This is a genomic window from Mesorhizobium sp. WSM3868 (genome assembly GCF_002294785.1).
Lineage (GTDB): Bacteria > Pseudomonadota > Alphaproteobacteria > Rhizobiales > Rhizobiaceae > Mesorhizobium.
Genome location: NZ_NSGB01000001.1, coordinates 566,712 through 584,524, shown reverse-complemented (window position 1 = coordinate 584,524; position 17,813 = coordinate 566,712). Strand labels below are relative to the sequence as shown.

13 protein-coding genes are annotated in these 17,813 nt (G+C 60.7%); 8 read left to right on the top strand and 5 right to left on the bottom strand.

The window, feature by feature from the left end:
* Positions 1-20: 20 nt before the first annotated feature.
* Both CK221_RS02610 and CK221_RS02605 read left to right on the top strand, forming a co-directional pair.
* Positions 21-3,311 (top strand): AAA domain-containing protein, encoded by a 3,291-nt coding sequence (locus CK221_RS02610; protein WP_095776691.1) that lies wholly within the window; start codon positions 21-23, stop codon positions 3,309-3,311.
* The gene (locus tag CK221_RS02605) at positions 3,308-5,047 is read left to right on the top strand and encodes a phospholipase D-like domain-containing protein (RefSeq protein ID WP_095776567.1); all 1,740 of its coding nucleotides are present in this window, start codon (positions 3,308-3,310) and stop codon (positions 5,045-5,047) included. The genes CK221_RS02610 and CK221_RS02605 overlap by 4 nt, the downstream gene beginning before the upstream one ends.
* An 18-nt stretch (positions 5,048-5,065) precedes the next feature.
* Here CK221_RS02605 and CK221_RS02600 read toward each other — a convergent pair whose 3' ends face one another.
* Positions 5,066-5,491 (bottom strand): topoisomerase DNA-binding C4 zinc finger domain-containing protein, encoded by a 426-nt coding sequence (locus tag CK221_RS02600; protein WP_245420472.1) that lies wholly within the window; start codon positions 5,489-5,491, stop codon positions 5,066-5,068.
* Between the two features lie 385 nt (positions 5,492-5,876).
* Between CK221_RS02600 and CK221_RS02595 the strand changes: the two genes are divergently transcribed.
* Both CK221_RS02595 and CK221_RS02590 read left to right on the top strand, forming a co-directional pair.
* A complete protein-coding gene (locus CK221_RS02595) occupies positions 5,877-6,215 on the top strand; it encodes a hypothetical protein (protein WP_095776566.1) in 339 nt (112 codons plus the stop codon).
* A 339-nt stretch (positions 6,216-6,554) separates the two neighbouring features.
* Positions 6,555-7,571 (top strand): restriction endonuclease, encoded by a 1,017-nt coding sequence (locus CK221_RS02590; protein ID WP_170954334.1) that lies wholly within the window; start codon positions 6,555-6,557, stop codon positions 7,569-7,571.
* 130 nt (positions 7,572-7,701) lie between these two features.
* Here the strand turns inward: CK221_RS02590 and CK221_RS02585 are convergent, their stop codons facing one another.
* Genes CK221_RS02585 through CK221_RS02570 form a run of 4 tightly spaced genes read right to left on the bottom strand, consistent with a single transcriptional unit; the run spans position 7,702 to position 14,755 of the window.
* Positions 7,702-11,010, bottom strand: a complete 3,309-nt coding sequence (locus CK221_RS02585; protein WP_095776564.1) for a UvrD-helicase domain-containing protein — start codon at positions 11,008-11,010, stop codon at positions 7,702-7,704.
* Complete coding sequence (locus CK221_RS02580) at positions 11,007-13,658, bottom strand: PD-(D/E)XK nuclease family protein (RefSeq protein WP_095776563.1); 2,652 nt, start codon at positions 13,656-13,658, stop codon at positions 11,007-11,009. The genes CK221_RS02585 and CK221_RS02580 overlap by 4 nt, the downstream gene beginning before the upstream one ends.
* A complete protein-coding gene (locus tag CK221_RS02575; protein WP_095776562.1) occupies positions 13,659-14,363 on the bottom strand; it encodes an RES family NAD+ phosphorylase in 705 nt (234 codons plus the stop codon).
* A 2-nt stretch (positions 14,364-14,365) separates the two neighbouring features.
* Positions 14,366-14,755, bottom strand: coding sequence for an antitoxin Xre/MbcA/ParS toxin-binding domain-containing protein (locus tag CK221_RS02570; protein ID WP_095776561.1), 390 nt, complete (start codon positions 14,753-14,755; stop codon positions 14,366-14,368).
* A gap of 156 nt (positions 14,756-14,911) precedes the next feature.
* Between CK221_RS02570 and CK221_RS02565 the strand changes: the two genes are divergently transcribed.
* Genes CK221_RS02565 through CK221_RS02550 form a run of 4 tightly spaced genes read left to right on the top strand, consistent with a single transcriptional unit; the run spans position 14,912 to position 17,343 of the window.
* Entirely contained in the window at positions 14,912-15,619 is a 708-nt protein-coding gene (locus CK221_RS02565; protein WP_095776560.1) for a multiubiquitin domain-containing protein, read from the top strand.
* Positions 15,616-15,945: a hypothetical protein gene (locus tag CK221_RS02560; protein WP_095776559.1), complete on the top strand. Its 330-nt coding sequence runs from the start codon at positions 15,616-15,618 to the stop codon at positions 15,943-15,945. The genes CK221_RS02565 and CK221_RS02560 overlap by 4 nt, the downstream gene beginning before the upstream one ends.
* On the top strand, positions 15,942-16,460 hold the full coding sequence (locus CK221_RS02555; protein WP_095776558.1) for a hypothetical protein: 519 nt from the start codon (positions 15,942-15,944) through the stop codon (positions 16,458-16,460). The genes CK221_RS02560 and CK221_RS02555 overlap by 4 nt, the downstream gene beginning before the upstream one ends.
* Positions 16,447-17,343, top strand: a complete 897-nt coding sequence (locus CK221_RS02550) for a ThiF family adenylyltransferase (protein WP_095776557.1) — start codon at positions 16,447-16,449, stop codon at positions 17,341-17,343. The genes CK221_RS02555 and CK221_RS02550 overlap by 14 nt, the downstream gene beginning before the upstream one ends.
* The last annotated feature ends 470 nt before the right edge of the window (positions 17,344-17,813 follow it).

Sequence of the window (17,813 nt, the reverse complement as noted above, 5' to 3'; positions counted from 1 at the left end):
CGGACGGCGAGCCGTATCTCCTGCGCTTGTTCAAGAAGACTGGCACCCCGCTCGACGACGATCTGAGGGCGATCGTCGGACGTGGACTGAGGCGTATTCGGCGTGTGCTTTCTTCCCGTCGCGCAAGAGACGTCCTGGTCGAGGTCCTCGAAACCGCGGAAGACCAGCACGAGCTGGCCATCGTCATGGTGGACCCCGGAAGTCCGATCTCGGGGGCGTCACAGCGCCGGAGGACGAGGGAGGGGCGTTTTCTTACGAGCGCAAGTCGTGGTGTCTTCTGGCGGAATATGGTCCGCGTGGCAGAAGCGCTCGCACTGTGTCACGACGCCGGTATCGTGCACGGCGGCGTCAGCCTGCATTCGATATTCTCACAGCGAGACGATAGCGCCGACTATCGGCTCGGTGGGGTCGAGGCCTGCGTCCACATTGCGGACGGCGATCTCAAAGAGTCGGGGCATCTGCTTCGCGCCTCCGCTGTGATCTCGTTCCGGCAAGACTGGATCGACCTGGCTGCGGTCGCCGGCGCGCTGCTCGGCCTCGATGGTGACAACCCGCCCGCGCTTCTTTCGGTCGAACGTCGAATGCTGGAACGACTGGCGAGTCCCCCGCAGTTTCAACTGTTCGACGGTGCGGTTGTCCTCGACGAGCTAAGAAGCGTCGTGACCGAGCTCGACAGGGTTGGCTCCAGCTCGGAGGGGGAGCTCGTTCTTTATCCCTCTCGGGACGTGGTTCAGAGCGATTTGCCGGCCCTCTCTTCGGGCACGATACCCGCAGCGGATGGCGCCGCGATCCTGCAGTTTGTTGCGGACGATCTGTTGTCGCCCGGCGTCCGCCTTGTCCCGGCCGACCAGGACACCGTCCGTCTCATGACGGACCTCGCAGTCTATCATGTTCGCGTCATGAGCGACTCTGTCGGGATGATCGTAGCGGCACACCAGCGTCGGCCAAACGAATGGATGCACGGCGCCGTCGACATCGTTCATCGATTGCATCTCTCCCGAAATCGAGCGAGCTCGGAAGAGCGGGTCCAGAACCTCGGGCCAGGCGCCAAGGTCTGGCGTGATCTCCTGGAACCCATCCAGACTGCCGACGGGACGAACGACGTTCCAATATGGTTTGCTCTTATCCTCCTCGAGGCCTTCACTCTGCTCCGAGAGCAGTTTCGCCTTTATCCGGTGCATGTACTCCCGACAGTCAATACCGACGTCAACGTCGTTTGGCTGGCCCCCGCCGAGGACGCTCCGCGGGATGCGCAGCGCGAAACAATGGGGCTGCGCCCCGCTGCCGAGGCGCTGAAGCGAGAGCTGAAGCAGGACGACGGAAAGGCAAACTGGACGCTGTCACAAACGGCGCGTCTGGCCGTGGGCCGCGAGCGCGTTCCGGAACTCAGCTATGAGGGCAGTGGGCTGATCAACGGGAAGGTCGCGTTCGCATTCGGGACCAACCTCGCGATGCAGGCCGGGCAGCGGCTTTTCCTGCGCCCCCGCAAAGACACCGGTACCGAGCGGGCCATTCGGCGACGACTGCAGAACATCGTCGCCGCCAGGTCCAATGTCGAGCTTCTCAGGGCTTTGGACGATCCCGCGCAGGTGCGAATCGATGACGTGCTGCGCGACATCGCAGCACCCGGCCCACCGCCGGCCGACGCCGACATGGAAAAATCCAAGGTCGAGGCATGGCAGTCCATCGTCGAGGGCAGATCGATCAATGTCGTTGTCGGCCCGCCCGGAGTGGGCAAGACCTTTTTGATCTCGCACCTCGTGAAGAGTATCCTGCATGAAACGCCCGACGCTCGGATCCTCGTATCCTCCCAAAACCACGAGACGCTCGTTCACATGGAGGACGAGCTCCGCAAGTTTCTGCCCGCGTCCTCAACCATCGTCGTTCGCGTCGAGCGATCTCGATCGAGCGAGAAAGAGAGCACGCTGAGGCGTAGCTCGCAGTCTCTGCTGCGTTCCGTGTCCAAGCCGGATCCGGCCAGCGCCGCGATAATGACGAACCAGCTCAACCAGATCATCCATGCCCTCAAACCAGTAGATATGTCCGAGCAATCGATCGCTGACCGCGCTCTCCGAGACACCGATAATCTGATGCTGCGCTCGTCGGACGTGACGCTGGCGACCACGTCGTCGCACATTCTCGAGGAGATGATTGCCGACGGCGAGCAGTTCGACTGGGTCTTCATCGAGGAGGCGGCGCGGGCCAATGGCGCCGAACTGATCGGTGCGCTGCTCTTGGGGAACCGTCGAGTGATCATCGGCGATCACAACCAGCTCTCGCCCTTCGATGCGGCGGATCGGCAGAAATTCTACGACCCGAGTCGGGCCGGTGAGCTCCTGCGTGATGCCAAGGAGAAGCTCGCCGCGATCTCCGACTTGCCGAGCGAGGTGGAATTGGCGCTCGAGGCGTTGAAGGCAGATCAGTTCCTGCTCGGGGACGTTCTCGCGGTCGCGTCTCGCCTCGAAGAGCCGTTCCGATCCATTGCCGAGCGGGAAGAGACAAGAACGATGGACACCGGCCGCCCCAGCTCGATCGCCACCACGTTGCGCGAACAGAGCAGAATGCATCGGGCCATCTGCGAGCTCGTCTCCAACACGTTCTACAAGCGACAGTTGGTTTCGTCCGGCCGGGTCAAGACACGTGGCCAGGTCGTGGAGAGCGTAGGCGGATTCCCGGCCTCTCCGGTCGTCATCCTTGACGTGCCCTCGCTGAGCACGGTCAAAAGACGTGCATTCGAGCAACCGGTGAAACGATCGATCCGCAACGAGGTTGAGGCCAATGCGTTGCTGGCTGCGTTGCGGAAGTTGCGGCCGGTCATCAGCGAGGATGAGCGGGTCCCCACGCTGGTGGTGCTGTCGCCATATCTCGCACAGGTTAATCACCTCGAGCGGCTGCTCAAGCCCGAGATCGATGTGTCCGCGGGAACGCTGTTCGGCTTCGCCAGCCCGCGAGGCGACGGCAAGTTCGTCTATACGAGCGACAGCTTTCAGGGCGGTGAGGCCGATCTCGTCCTCGCCAGCCTCGTCCGCAATAACGTCCTCGTGGGCTCAAGAGCCGTTGGCTTCATGAGAAACCCCCAGCGCCTGAACGTGCTGCTCAGCCGCGCCAAGCATAAGCTCGTCCTCACCACCAGCCGGAAGTTCGTCCGCAACGCGGTTGATGGCATCGATCCCGATGCGGTCAACGATGAGCTGGGCTTTCTGCGAACCATGCTCGATGAACTGACCCGGCTGTCCGAGGCCGACTTTCCGTCGGTTGGCAAAGGCGCCTCCATCATCCCGGTGGATGATCAGGGGAGGTTGCCCCGGTGAACAACATCTATATCCCGGCCTGGCACTATCGCGCACCCGGCATTGTCCAGCGGACCTGGGGCTGGAGCCCTGTCGAGGAAATGATCCTGCTGTCGCTGGACCGAAGCCCGGGAACGATCAATGACGTCTCCGACACGCTCAAGATTCCCCGACAGGTGGTCGGCTCCACTGTGGCCCGCCTTATGCAGTTCGGACTTGTGGAAGTTCGGCTATCGCCGCACCCGGTCCTCGTCACCAGCAGTATTGGTCACGACTTCATCCGCACGGGGCGCGCCCTTCCCGAACGCTCGGCCGATCGCGAGATCGGCATCAGCGTGGTCTACGAGAAGGTCGGCTTATCAGTCTTCAGGACGAGGGACGTCGACACGATCTCCGTCACCAAGCTTCCCGGCAAGGGTGCAATCATCCGGTTTCCGGACGGCGAGCCGCCAGAGACGCACTATTCGATGATGCAACGCGTCAACGAGTTCATGGTCGGCATGCTAAGGCCCGGAGAATGGCTGCGCGGCGTGCAGGCCAATAGCTCGTTCCTGGAGCCGAAATTCCTCGTGCTTGATCTCGATGAGACCGGAGCTGGCGTGTTTCCGCAAGGCGCGAGCGACCAGCTCGTCGAGGCCCTCAAAGTAACGATCAAGACCGGCGTTCTACCCAAGACCACCGCACCGCCGCCGGAGCGTCCGGTATCCATCGAAACCCGATTCAGCGCCAGCGACATCGTCGTCGGCGCCGAGCAGCACTTGAAACGCTTCGAACAGATCGTCGGCGCTGCGAAATCCAACATATTCGTCCTGTCCACGTTCGTTGCTTCTCAGTCCGATGAACAGGGCCGGGATCGTCGGGAACGCATCGTGCGAGCCCTGGAGGATGCGTGTAAGCGCGGCGTGAGATGCCACCTCTTTTTCGGCACTTCGCTCGATCGCGCCAAGCATGCCGCAGCCATGCAGGAACTCTATCTGCGCCTGTCTGCGGCGCGGCAAACCAGAGGATATCTCTTGGTGCAGAGGGATCCCGTCGAGAGCCATGCAAAGTTCCTCGTTGCCGACGACGGCCACGACGGTGCGGTGGTGCTGATGGGATCGTGCAATTGGCTTCACTCTCCCTTCTCGGCCGTTGAAGTCTCGGCCGAACTCAGAGAGGCCAACGCGGCCGCAGAAGGGCTGGATCTGCTCCGCGAGATTGTCTCCAGGCTTTCAAGTGCCAGCCGATCCGTGGAGGTACTGCAGTTCATGGCGTCCGAGCTGCGGCGCCAGCGAAACATGCTGTCGACCTCTGAAGAGGCGCAAGCGCCGGCCGCGACGCTGACGATCCTGCATGCCGCTGACCACGAGCGCTTGTTGCGCGCTGCGGCCCACGATGCGCAACAGCGCTTCATCTGCTGTACCAACAAGGTGGGCGCGAACATGGTGCCGGCGCTGTTCGATCCCGCCGAGGTCGCCGGCCGGCGGCTCAGCCACGTGCGCATCTATTATTCGCGCCGAACCGGACCGGTGAAGCGCAGCCACGTCACAAAGCATCGAGAACGGCTCCACGGCATCGTGGACCTCACAGGTGTGCCCGAACCGCAGTTGCATGCGAAGTTTCTGGCCTGGGACTCCGACCACGTCGTCGTCAGCAGTCTGAATTGGGGGTCCCAGTCAGGACTCGAGGACAATCCGCTCGATGAAATCGGCCTCTATCTCGAGGGACCCAAGTTGGCCACGTCCTTGCTTGAGACCTTCGAGCGTGAACTCGAATGAGATGGGCGCGGCGCTCTGCTATTTCAGCGGTGCCGTATGCTCGCAGTTGGGGAACTGGCTGCAGCCCAGGAAACGGCGATTGGCAGGTCCAGTTCGCTCGACCAAGTGACCGGCGCGACATGCTGGGCATTGACGCAGAAGCTCGCCGTCTATCGTCTCAAAGCGGAGGTCGTTGCCGGCAATCTCGGAGAGCTCACGGATGTAGCGGGATGGTTCCCGAACGTTGGCGAGCAGGAAGACGCCGCGGCTGGCGCGAGTCAGGGCCACATAGAACAAGCGCCGCTCCTCCGCATATTCGAACGCTTCGGGTCGCGGCATCACGAGATTGAGCAGCTCATCGTCCTCGATCCGGCTCGGTACCCCATAGTCGCCTTCGCTGACATCGAGCAGAATCGTGTAGTCCGCCTCCAGCCCCTTTGCCCGATGGAACGACAGGCCCGACACCTCGATGTTGTGAACCGGGGCGTTGAACCCTTCGAATTTCGGAGGCGTCTACGAGCCGTTTGGTGATCCTGGGCACACCTAGTCTCCCATCGGCCCTAAGATCCCGCGTAAGCACCACGTAAGCACGGGGGAAAGTCAGGGCGTAGTTTTGGATAGGAACGGTCGCATCAAAGGTAGGAAATATCCAGCGCTTTCAAATGGATATCGTACTGCAGCGTGCCCTATCGTGTTTTTCGGATAAAGCAGCTTTAATTGCTCCGAACGCGCCATCAGGAGGCGATATCCTTGAGAGCCCAGAACGAGGCGAAGGCCTTCGCGAAACGTGCAACGGACGAGGTGGATTGTCGCCGGCAATCGCTGATCAGGCTCAGTGGACAGGCCTTGGATGAACAGGATCGCGCCGATTTCTTTCGCACGCCGCTTGCCGATCAGGGCGGAATCCTTCCACTCGATCCTTGCCGAGAGAAGCTCCGCCGACTTTGGGATAGCTGAAGAGGTCCTGATGAGGTTTGCGAAGACGCGACGTACGGAACGCGTTGCGGCAGAGTGGCGATTGAGACTGGACGATGAGGCCAAGAAGCTTTTTGGAGATGGCGCCGCGCGTATCGTCAGGCAAGCTGTTGATGGCAAGCTCGATGGGCGCCCGCCGCTGATCTATTGCCGGGACGAACGCACTTTTCTGGCTGCACTCGGTGTGCTGCAATGGATAGCGCAAACGCTTTGACGGGGTTTCATCGACTCCTTCTGAGTGGCTTGTTGGATAGTTCCTTGATCTTATGACTACGTTACGATGCGGTTCATGCAGCGGGCACCATGCCTTCCACGAGGTGCCATGACGATCAGGCAGGCGATTTGCGCTTCCGTCTACAACTAGATTCGCTGGTAGCTTATGTTTCTTCATACTTTGCGGGTAGCGAATGATCGTCAGGATCTTCGGTTGAACTCGGACGTCTAGATGCGCGCGCTAGTCGAGCAGTGGAACCATCTCGAACCTCCGCCTACAATCGGGCGTGAGAGGGAGCGTGCCAGGCTTCTCGAGGCACTGCGGCAACCGGGACAAATCGTGGAACTCGTGGCATCAGTCGGCATGGGAAAGACCACGCTGCTGAAGCGAGTTTCCCTCGATGCGCAGGAGACTTTCGGGGGAGTGGTGGAGTACTTCGCGGGTAGCGATGCCTTCCCTTTGAGCGCAGCGGTCGATGTGATCGCCCAAAACCTTCGCGAGGCGCGCGGGCACAGTGTCCTTGTGATCGATGCAGCCGATCCGTTGGATCCAACTGATACGCTCAAAGCGATCGATCGCCTCTCCTCGGGGCCGTGGTCCTTCTCAACGGTTATCGCCTCCCACAAGGGACTAGGGCTCAGCGGTCCCATCGTCGAACTTTCTCCGCTTGGTGGTTCGGCATTTCGGGAACTGCTTGAGTCTCAGTTCGACGGAGCCTTGGACGCGGCCGGCATGGAACGGTTATGGGAGGCGACGCGGGGCAACCCGCTGCTTGCCCGGCTGCTGGGAGAGCATTGGCGAGCTGGGAAGATCAGAGAGGTTGGTGAATTCACGCGGCTCTTCGATCCCTGGAACAGGTCTGGGCTGCTCGGTCCAGATGGTCGGCCGTTGCAGCAAGGCAGCAAATCGGAGCAACGCATCATCACCGATGTGCGTGAGGTCAGCGACGCCCTGCTCCTCCAAGTTGCGAGCAATCCGCGGCTTCTATACGAGATGCCGCCGCGCCGGTTCGAGGAACTAGTAGCCGAGCTCCTGGAGCGTGCCGGCTACTCCGTCACCCTGACGCCCCAGACGCGAGATGGCGGCAAGGATATGTACGCGGCTCGTAGCGACCAGTTTGGCGCGTTCCTTTATGTCGTTGAGTGCAAGCGGCACTCGCCTGACCGACCTGTTGGCGTCGGGGTCGTTCGGGCACTGTACGGCGTTGCGCAACGCGAGCGCGCAACCGCTGCAATGCTGATGACGACATCCTACTTCACTGGCCCCGCGCGTGAGTTCGCCGAAGACCTCCAATATCAGATTGCACTCAACGACTATTTCAATCTACGCCACTGGCTCGATCAGTACGGCCAGTGACGGAAGCCGTTCGAACGTAATCACCCGAATTTCGACTAGGCGACACCATTGCCAAAGCAGCACATCACCTTTCGGAGCGCCGCCAATGCAATCACCTCGGTGCAAGATGCCTCCTGCCAGTCGCTCGTTCTCAGCCCGGACGGTCAACTTGACTCCGGCTGGCGCTTTCCACCTGAACAATTTCGCTGAGAGTTAGGAAAACCAGCATCCCTTGGTCAGCACCCGTTGCGGCTAGATAGTCTCTCAGCTGACCGGCATAAGCGCTTCGAACGGCGGGGGAGGGGTTGATGTCTGACTTCCAATCAATCACCACCTCGACCTTTCCAGTTCTGATTGCGAGCGCATCAGCGCGGCCTGCGAGGAGGAAACCCTCGCCTGACGCCCAAATCGCCACTTCGGGCACCAGCCAGGGACGAAGCGCTGCGACCTCCGGCAAAGCGATCGCCCGCAAGGCACAACCCGCCATTTCTGATGGGTCAGGTCGCGGTTCTTCGTCGGTCTCCGTTACGAGTTGGCCTAGCAAAGCGCGCGCTCGGGCAACTACTGCCTCACCTTCAGTCGGAAGCTCGCCAGTGAGGAACTCCTCCATGAGCTTATGCAGGACAATTCCACGCAATGCGCCCGCACCCGCGACCTCTACAGTTTGACCCGGTGCGTCGGTGACGATGACAGTATTGAGCGGATCATCTGGGCGATCCTGATCATGGTCGCTCGGGCGACGCCAGACGATCGACGGAGCGCTCTCTTTGACCTTGCGCTGTTCCAAGGCGAAGACATCTGCCGTCTGCTCATTGCCGCTGGTGCTTTCTGGGCGGACGTCGGCGGCCACGAAGTCCGAAACGTTCAGTTCCGGGAGATCCACCTGCCGCAGATCGATCGAACTGAACCACGAGCCTTTCGAAGCCTGCGGGATGTGCGGAAGGATCAGCAGGTCGCGCGCCCGAGTACATGCGACGTACCAAATTCTCTCGCGCTGATTGGCGTCTTCCTGACTTTCTTCGGCGCGCGCCGCTGCCAGGTCCAGTGGAGACACGCCTCCAAGCATCCAGTGCAAGCTGTCGTCCGACTGCCGGTGAACAAACCGGTCTGGCCGATAGAGCTCTGTCGTCGAATTGATGGGGATCACGATGGGCCACTCCAACCCCTTCGCGCTGTGTATCGTGACAACCTCGATTGCATGCTCGGCTGCGTCGATGCGTCCTTCGGGTGCCCTTGCCTTACGCTGCCAATCGGCCTGGAGATCGCGCACAAACGCGCCCAACCCTGAAACTCCATAGCTTCGCGCACGCTCGATCAATGCATCGAGGTTCGCGATCGCACGCGCGTTCCGGTTCCGGTGCCGGGCGGCCACGATCACCCGGGCGTTCAGACGTTCGATAGCCTCCGCAAGAATCAAACTCGGCGTCGAGATCGACACTCGGCGTCTTAGGTGCTGCAGCTGCTCCAGGATCGATCTTGCGAGCGGATGCCGCACGAGGGTCGCATCGGTTCTCGCATTGAAGAAGCTGGGCCGACCTTCGATGGGAGGAAGGGCAGCGGTGATATCGAGAAGCTCTTGTTCGGCCAGCCCGACCAGTGGTCCGCGCATGAGCGCACCGAAAGCGAGGGTGTCGGATGAGTCCGCCAATACACGGAGCAGTGCAAGGATGTCTTGCGTTTCCTGACGCCGCATAAGGCTTTGGCCTGCCTGAGAAGAGACGGAGAGGTCACGCTTCTCCAGTGCACGCTCGTAGCGCCAGAGCTCGGTATGACCCGGAGAAAGAAGCGCAATATCCCCAGCGCGAAGCGGAGAGAGGGAGCCATCCGCACGTGGAATCATAACATTGCCGATCAGGCGCTCGCAGATGTCGGCAACCCGCTCCGCCTCCGCCTCCCGGAACATGTCCGCGTAGACGCGCCCCTCGGTCTCCACATGAATCGTGAATCTCGTCACGCAAGGCACGGGATAAGCACCATCCGGTATCGTCGGAGCCAAAGCGACATATCTGGGCTGCGAGCCCATGCCAAAGATCCCCTCGAAGCACGTGTTCACATGCTTGATGATGGCGCTCTGAGATCTGAAGTTCGCTGTGACGTCGATGACGGCACCGTCATCTTGTGCGCTGATCAGCCGACGAGAGAGTTCATAGGCCTCGATATCGGCGCCGCGGAAACGATAGATGGCCTGCTTCGGGTCGCCGACGAGAAACAGCGATCCCGGCCGCAATCGACTGTCTTCCCAACGCTTCAGACGATCTTCGTTTGCAGCAATTGAGAACAAAATCTCGTTCTGGATGCGGTCGGTGTCCTGAAATTCGTCGACCAGGATATACCTGTAGCGCTGCCCAATGGCGCGGCGCACCGCTTCGTGGTCACGGACCAATGTACGCACATGGAGGAGCAGGTCATCGAAATCGAGCACCGCAGCAGCCCGCTTCTGTCGCTCATAGTTATCGAGAAGCAGATCCAGTGACGATGACAGTTCACAAACCAATCTGCTCGCGATGTGACCGATCAGCTCGTTCCAGGCGTCACTGACGACTTGGTAGCGTTGAAGAGTAAGATCGCTGGCCGTCTCTTCGCGATAGGCACCGAGGACCTCGGCGGCTTCGCCATAGGCCTTGAGTTGAAGGCCTTCGCTGGTGAATAGCCGTGAGTGACCTGCGTCGCAGAGCTTCCAAAGCGTTGCGAAATCCGGTGGCCGCTCAAATGCGTTCTTGTATCGAGCAGCCAGTCGCTGCAGTTCCAGAGCGATTTCTCGCGGCCAACGGTGATCACCAATACTCGCCTGCCACTTGTCGAAGTCATCGACGGCCTGGAGGAATACGATGTCTGGACGCCGGTCCGCCGGTGGCGCGATCGGCGTCGCGTCGGGGTGTTTCCTGCGGAGCAGGGCGAGCTCTCGGATCAGATCTAAAACCTGAAGCGGGATTTGCTCGGCGAGGACGACAATAGGGTCCTCGTCGACCGCATGCTCGCCGAGGCGCCGCGAGAACCAAGCGGAAAGTTCGCCAAGGAAGAGCCAGTCCGCGACGGTCGCATCAACGATGCGCGCACCTGGGTCCAGTCCGGCCTGAACGCCATGGCTATGAATGATGGCTTGACAGAAGCCGTGGATGGTCGTTGCCGTAAGTTCGTCAAGCCGAGGGGCTGCGGCCGCGAGTGCTGCGCGCTGGGCGGATGTCAGTCGATCCGGCAGCACCGGTTCGAGGAATGCGGGTATCGCATCCGCCAAGAGCGCGTCGACTGTTTCCCTGATGCGACGATTGAGCTGGCTTGCAGCGAGTTCTGTGAAGGTGATCGCCGCTATATCCCCAGGCAGATGACCGCTGGCGAGCATCATCGCGACACGCCCCGCCATAAGCGAGGTCTTGCCGGTTCCAGCGGCGGCCTCGACCAGGAGGATAGAGCTGAAATCGGTCATCGCCCGCCGACGGTTCTCCTGATCGACCAGCGTCATGTGGTGGAATTCCAGAGCTTGCCGAGCTTCTGGTTGGCCGCGCGGAATTCGGAGCTTTTGCGGCGAAGGTAGCTCTCCCGGTCCGCCGGCAGCGCCAGGCGCATGTCGTCATAGTGAACGTCCTGCTCCCACCGAGGCGCGATCTGTCCGCTGCGAACAATCCCGACCGCCGCGACGAGATAGCTCGTCGCTTCAGCGATGGCGCTATCGAGCTCGTCACCTCTCAATTCGAATTTGGCAGGATCGTCAGCGAGATAGATCAGCCTGGCGACGATCGTCCTAATTTCAGGAAGAAGTGTTCGGACCGCCATCGCGTATAGGACCCGCTGCAGCTCGCGTCCCTGGCCGAGGGCGATGCGCTGGGTCTTCGGAGGCGGTTTGGCGCTCTTGTAGTCGGTGATCTGAGCGCCGTCGCCAGACGCCCGGATATCGAGCCGATCCATTCGGCCACCATAGACTAGACCTGCCTCCGCAATTGGGATCTTGACCGTCGCATCCCATGGCAGTTGGACCGCCACAGGCTGTTCCTGGCCGAACGGTATTTCACTCCAGCTACGTGTGTCGGCCCTGGTGGGATCATCCGAAGCAAGTCCCCTGGATGTCCGTCGAGCCGCCTCTTTCACCGTATGACGCCAGAGAACGGGTGGCGGGACCGAGCGTTGCAAGGGCCACGACGTCAAGATTGTCGCCGATGCGGCCGCGATGGCGGCCTCGATTTCCTCTAGAGTTGCACGCGCAAACCCGGGTTTCGGCTCAAGGCTGGAGATTGCACCGCTAATCAGCTCGTGTACGAGCTCGCCAAAGGCGATCGGGTCGAGCTGGAGCGGTTCGGGCTCCAGGCGGATCGAACGCCAGTCAAGCGCGTAGCGCCACACGAAGCCGAGGGGATCCCGCAGCAGACGCTGGAGCGATGTTGTCGATTGCGTTCGAGACAGAGCGGTCACGATTGCCGGATGATCTGGTGCGACCAAGCCGTCATGGGGTGTCAACCCAGAGTTCCATTGCCAATCTCGCCAGCAGAGCTGGCTCTGTCGGACGTGCTCGACTTGCGCTGCGTCCCGCGGCCGGGCCAAGAGGCGGTCCGCCTCGCTGAATGCATGCCCGGGAATGCGATCTCGCTTATGAAGTATCTCGTCCGCGGGCCATAGTGAGCTTGGTGACAGGAGGCTGCCTTTCGCACTCCGCTCCGGCCGCGACAGGACTAAAGCCTCGCGCGTTCCAGCCCGAATGACTTCGAAGTGTTGCCGATCACGTTCGGCCATCGTGACCGGATGAAGCCTGCGCCGGTCGAGAAGATGGTCCGGCATAAGGGGATCGTCGTTCTCGAAGCGTGGCCATGATCGGCTGGTCAGGCCGAGCAAACGGGTGAACGGTCGCGGGCACGCCGCCAGATGGGACGCAGGGCACCACACGACGCTGTTGGCCGGCTCGCGACCGTCGCTCACCCGCAAAGCCTGCAAAGAAAGCGCGACAGCGTGGGGCGGTGTGCTTCTCAACGCCTCGTTCCACATAGCTAAACTCGCACCTGAGAGCAGCAGGAGGCCGGCTTCCCGGCCCGAATCAGGCCCGCGCGCGAGAAGTTCAAGAAGCGGGAGAAGAATGCGTTCAGTGAGGTCGTTCGTCTGGCGCTGCGGCCGGGCCGCCGCCAGAGCTTCACGCCATTGGTCGAGGGTCTTGAGACCAGCGCGGCGCGGTATCGCCGTGAACCAATCGTCCGGAAGAGAGCTCACGAAGGGCCGAGCCGGCAGGCGCCTGAAAAGCCTCCACACGCGCTCCTGACTAAGGCCGCTGATCAGGATGTCGGCTAACGCCGCACACGCTTGCCCGTCCGGCGTGCTGAGCGCGGGAACGCCGTGCGAGAAATGGAGCGGGAGAGCAGCATCGCGTGCGTAGGCAAGGAAATGCTCATCCCAATCTGGCGTCGCCGTTGCAGCGATGGCAATTTCCTCGGCCTTCACCTCGCCCGATGCCAGAAGCTCACGCACCCATCGCAATGCTTCTACAACTTCGGATTTGGGGTCGGCGCTCACCTCCGCGGTCGAGCGCGATGGGCTGGACGGTACTCGGCTGCGCACCTTGCCGTCGAACCATCCGTTTTCGACTTTGCCCGGCATATCCCACGCCACGTCGGTGAAACGCGCAATCGCATTCAGCAAGGGACGCCATATGGGGTCGACGTCGACGATCCCAGCGAGTGTTACCGGTCCAAGCAGGACGTTCGCCAGGGAAACACGCGCGAGCGCTTCGTCGCGCAGGTCGCGGGGTAGCAGTCGAGATGGAGGGAGACGGCCGCGTATGCGCTTCTCGACCAGATGCAGATCGGCGAAGCGGCCGACCTCTTGAGGAAGAGACGATAGGTCAATATCGGCCCGCCATGCTGCGTCGAGAGACTGAAGGAGCGCTCGCGGCATACCTGGCAGGCTCGCAACGCGACTGATGTCGCGAAAGCCGCCAGCCGCCAATGCCGCCTGAATGGCTGGATAGAGAACATCCGTGCCCGCAGGAGTTATGAACCCGCCGGCGAGGCGGGCTGCAAGGAACGGAAGTGTCAGGATATCACGAACAAGCCTGCGCTCGCGCGCCGCCGTGGCACGCTGACTACGAAATGCTAACGGGCCATCGACAACCAGCGTCTCCCGCATCAACATCTACGCGGCCGCCATCGGCTGCGGGATGATTTCGCTACGCTCTATGTCTCGATCGGCACCGAAATCATAGAGGCGACCAATCCGCTGGCCGTCCCAACGGAACCGGTAATGGGCGCCTTGCACGCCCTTCTCCAAAAGAACGTCATCGTTGAAAATACTGATGAATGCGCTGCCGGGCAATTCGGCCATGTTGAAGATGACGCCATCGACACCATCCTCATACAGGCGCTGGCCGATTTTCCATCTGGCGGCCTGAGAAGTGTCTGGCGTCACTCCCCGCAGGTCGACGAAGCTTCCCATGACTTTGTTGGTTATCATCCGCATGTCAACGCCGCAGGCCGGCTCGTCAGTGCGAGAAAGAAACTCCTCACGTCTGATGATCGCTCTGGCGAGAGCGCCGCGCTCGTCGGATGCCAGCTCCATGACTGAATACGGGGGAGGCAGGAAGTGCGTCCCTTCCGGCATGGGATACGAGAAGGGTGCGTGATTCCAGTTCTGAAGTTTCGGCGAACTGGAATCCGCAGATATGTTCCCACCGGTAATCCGAGACTTGGCGGCAAGACGCGGGTTCGTGATCGTCTCGAGCTCGGCGGCAAGCGCCTGCATCTCCCGAGAGCCGAATTTCTCGTAGATGTCGATCGTAGGATATTTTGAAGGGATCAGTCGGCGATAGTGCCCGTCGACTGCGATCTGCGGATGTTCCAAACTTACCCTCCGCGTTGGGCATCGACATATTGTCGTACCCTAATAATGTCGCTCAAATTCCCGTTCAGCATGATGTCCAGGGCGGACGTTCCCTCGAAATATCGATTTGGTCGGCGAATCCACTTCACGGCAGCATCAGGTGAGTCGAGCAGGATAGTAAGGGCCTTATAGATAGAGCCCAAGTGTGAGATCCGCTCCAGCGTATCCACAGAAACGTCGCCGCCATCTTTACGCCAACGGAAGTATGTCGAGCGGGCCGGCGATCCCAGCAGCTTGATCTGCTGATCGGTGCTCAAGTCCCAGATTTCCGCGAGTTTGAAGAAGAAGTCGAGGGGGGTGGGCTGTGCCCTGTGAGGCTGGTCTGTGGGTGCTGTCCATTTTTTCGTATCCATCGGGGCTCCTCGATGAGTGTCAAATCGGACTTGATTTGCAAAATCAGTCCGATTATACACAGTCTCATAACGGACTGAATCGAGACTATCTGTCCCTTCCGGGATTTCGTCAAGGTCTGGAGCGTTTGTCCGTGCGCTCCGAAATGGAGAGAGAATATGGAAACGATTCTGATGAAGGCCGATGGCGACCGGAAGCATGGCAACGGTACCTTTCAAGTCGAGGTCGGCGATAAGAACTTCGATTTCGCCGCGGTCACGTTCGACGACGCCAAGATCACAGGCGCACAGGTCGCCATGTCGATCGGCAAGCATCCCGTCGAAGACTTCGTCGTGTTGCGGCATCTGAAGACGGGCGAGTTGGAAACCTTGCGCCCGACCGAAACGTCTGAGCTGGATAAGAGCAAGGTCAACCGCTTCTTCGTGGTGGAAGGCGGCGTCACGCACCGCTTCTTCATAGAAGGCCTGGCGATGGAGTGGCCGCGCAAGAAGCTGATCGCCTCGCAGATCAAGTTTCTTGCCGGCGCCGGCGACGAGCTGGCGCTGATCCTTGAGCGCCCGGGCCTCGACCAGATTTTCGACGATGATGACGAGGTCAATATCGGCGGCGACGAGGTCGAGCGCTTCAAGCTGCGCAAGCGCAAGAAGACGGTGACGGTAATCTACGGCGGCGATGTCGAGTTCGAACTCGAGCGCCGCGTTTACACCACCGAAGAGCTGATGAGCGTCTTCGGAGTTCCCCCTGGCTACAAGCTCGACATCATTGGCTCGGATGGCGTCTTCCGTGAGATGGCTCCGGGCGAGCGCCTGAAGGTGAAGGACGGGATGGAATTCGCCTCCCATCCGCCGGTGGGGCAGTCGTCATGACGGCCCAGCTCCAACTTGCGGCATTGCGGCGGATTAATCGCCTGGCAGAACTGTGGGACGAGGGGGGCCAACCCCTCGTCTTTCTCCCGAACATGAACGTCCTGCACAACGGGGGTACCGTGACGATAGACGGTCTGCTCTGTCCGCGCAGCCATTCGAGCTACACGACGCGCCTCTTCCTGTCGAAGCCCTTCCCGAACCGCGGTCAGAACTGGACGGTCCACCAGATCATGGGCCGCGCGTGGCACGCGATGTCCTTCAACAATGTGCCTGCCTCGTTGCCCTGGACAGAAATCCTCGCAAACCACCTGGGGCAGCTCAAATGAGAGTAAGCCTCAAGATCGCCGGTCCGCTGCTCGACCAGGTTCGGTGCGACCTAGCAAGGCCGCACGTCTTCGCGCACGAGCGTGTCGGCTTCCTGACGGCAGGCGCAGCCATAGAGCCAGATGGCCTGTTGCTGTTGGTTCGCGGCTACGTGCCGGTCGACGACGAAGACTACGAAGTCGCTCCCGGTGTCGGCGCAAGGATTGGCTCTAACGCCATGCGCAAAGCCGCGCAGGCGGCCTATCGGCCGGCCTCGACCCTCCTCCATGTCCATACCCACGGTGGTCGCGGCCTTCCGCGTTTCAGCGGCGTAGATCTTGAGAGTGGCAACACGTTCGTGCCCGGGTTTTTCCAGTCGTGCCCGAAAATGCCGCACGGACTGCTGGTTTTGAGCAACGACGGCGCAACTGGCTTGCTGTGGCTTGAGCCCGGCAAGCGCTCCGTTCCGATCGACCGTTTCATCCGCGTTGACCAACCGGTCGTCGCGCAATGGAGTGCGAAATATGAGCTGGCTTGATCGTCAGAGCTTTTTGGGCCCGCACAGCGAACGGCGATTGGGTGAAGTGACCGTCGGCTTGGTGGGCCTCGGCGGAGGCAACTCGCATGTTGCTCAGCAACTGGCCCATGTCGGCATCGGCAACTTCGTGCTGGTGGACGAGGACCGCATTTCGTTGACCAATCTCAACAGGCTGATCGGCGGCACCTGGTGGTACGTGCTGAAGCGCGCAGTCAAGGTCGAGGTCATGAGGCGAATGATCGAGGCCATCAATCCGAGGGCCCAGGTCGAAATCCATCGCCAGCAGTGGCAACTCGTGGGTGACGCGCTCAAGTGCTGCGACGTCATCGTGGGCGGCCTCGACAACGTGCGGAGCAAAGACGAGCTCGACGCCTTCTGCCGACGCTTCCTCATCCCATACATCGACCAGGGCATGGACGTACACAAGCTTGAACCTGGGCACGGACATCTTGTTGCAGGTCAGGTTGTCCTGTCCCAGCCGGGTAGTCCGTGCCTACGCTGCCTTGGCATTGTCACCGAGGAGGCGTTGGCCGAGGAAGCCCGTAAATATGGCGCTGCCGGCGGGCGTCCGCAGGTCGTGTGGTCCAACGGTGTGCTCGCCTCGCTGGCGGTAGGACTGGTCGTTCAGATGGTCACGCCATGGAACCGACGGGCCAGGGCAGGTGCCTATCTCTCGTATGACGGCAATACCGGCCTGGTCTCCGAGGCCGACCGGTTCCGGCGTTGGTCGGCGCCTTCTTGCCCGCACTATCCGCCGGCGGCGGTCGGCGACCTGAGCTTCGACATTCGCAGGTATGTAGAAAAGAATCCGAAAGCCAAACGGCCTACAGGTTGGATTCGCTGGGTGCCTAGTTGGATTCCAAGGTGTATGCGCAACGGTTGAATTTGGCCCAATGTCGCCCCGCATAGCAGTTTGCAGCTGACGGCCCGAGGCGAGGGGTACATTGCCGCCCGTAGATGTTTCTCCTCGGACGATTGCGGCACCTTCGGCGTTCACCATCTGTGCTCGAAAAGTCGCATAAAGGGCATTATGTTATGATGTCCGGAATTATTTGGCATTTCATGGGGTTTACCCAGTCCGGAATTATGGCCGCGGGTGTTCCGCCTATACCATTGAAAACAAGAGAGTCTTCAGGTCGTGCATAGGGACTCCCGATCTAAACACCGGGTTTACCAATGGCCCCCATCACAGCTAATTCTGGATTGGCGTTAAGTCGTTGGATTGGCGTAGAATCTGAGCGCCTTTATTGGTCAACCCGCTTGCGGTAGGCAACGGATTGGTCAACCCAAAAACCCAGGATTGGTAAACCGAAGTAGCAGCCCTATCGACCAAGATTCAGCTCTGTACTTCCC

What these genes read in the sequence shown, in the direction of transcription:
- CK221_RS02595 (WP_095776566.1), top strand. Translation starts at nt 5,877, where the DNA reads ATGAACAGGATCGCGCCGATTTCTTTCGCACGCCGCTTGCCGATCAGG.
- CK221_RS02585 (WP_095776564.1), bottom strand. Translation starts at nt 11,010, where the DNA reads ATGACGCTGGTCGATCAGGAGAACCGTCGGCGGGCGATGACCGATTTC.
- CK221_RS02580 (WP_095776563.1), bottom strand. Translation starts at nt 13,658, where the DNA reads ATGTTGATGCGGGAGACGCTGGTTGTCGATGGCCCGTTAGCATTTCGT.
- CK221_RS02570 (WP_095776561.1), bottom strand. Translation starts at nt 14,755, where the DNA reads ATGGATACGAAAAAATGGACAGCACCCACAGACCAGCCTCACAGGGCA.
- CK221_RS02565 (WP_095776560.1), top strand. Translation starts at nt 14,912, where the DNA reads ATGGAAACGATTCTGATGAAGGCCGATGGCGACCGGAAGCATGGCAAC.
- CK221_RS02560 (WP_095776559.1), top strand. Translation starts at nt 15,616, where the DNA reads ATGACGGCCCAGCTCCAACTTGCGGCATTGCGGCGGATTAATCGCCTG.
- CK221_RS02555 (WP_095776558.1), top strand. Translation starts at nt 15,942, where the DNA reads ATGAGAGTAAGCCTCAAGATCGCCGGTCCGCTGCTCGACCAGGTTCGG.
- CK221_RS02550 (WP_095776557.1), top strand. Translation starts at nt 16,447, where the DNA reads ATGAGCTGGCTTGATCGTCAGAGCTTTTTGGGCCCGCACAGCGAACGG.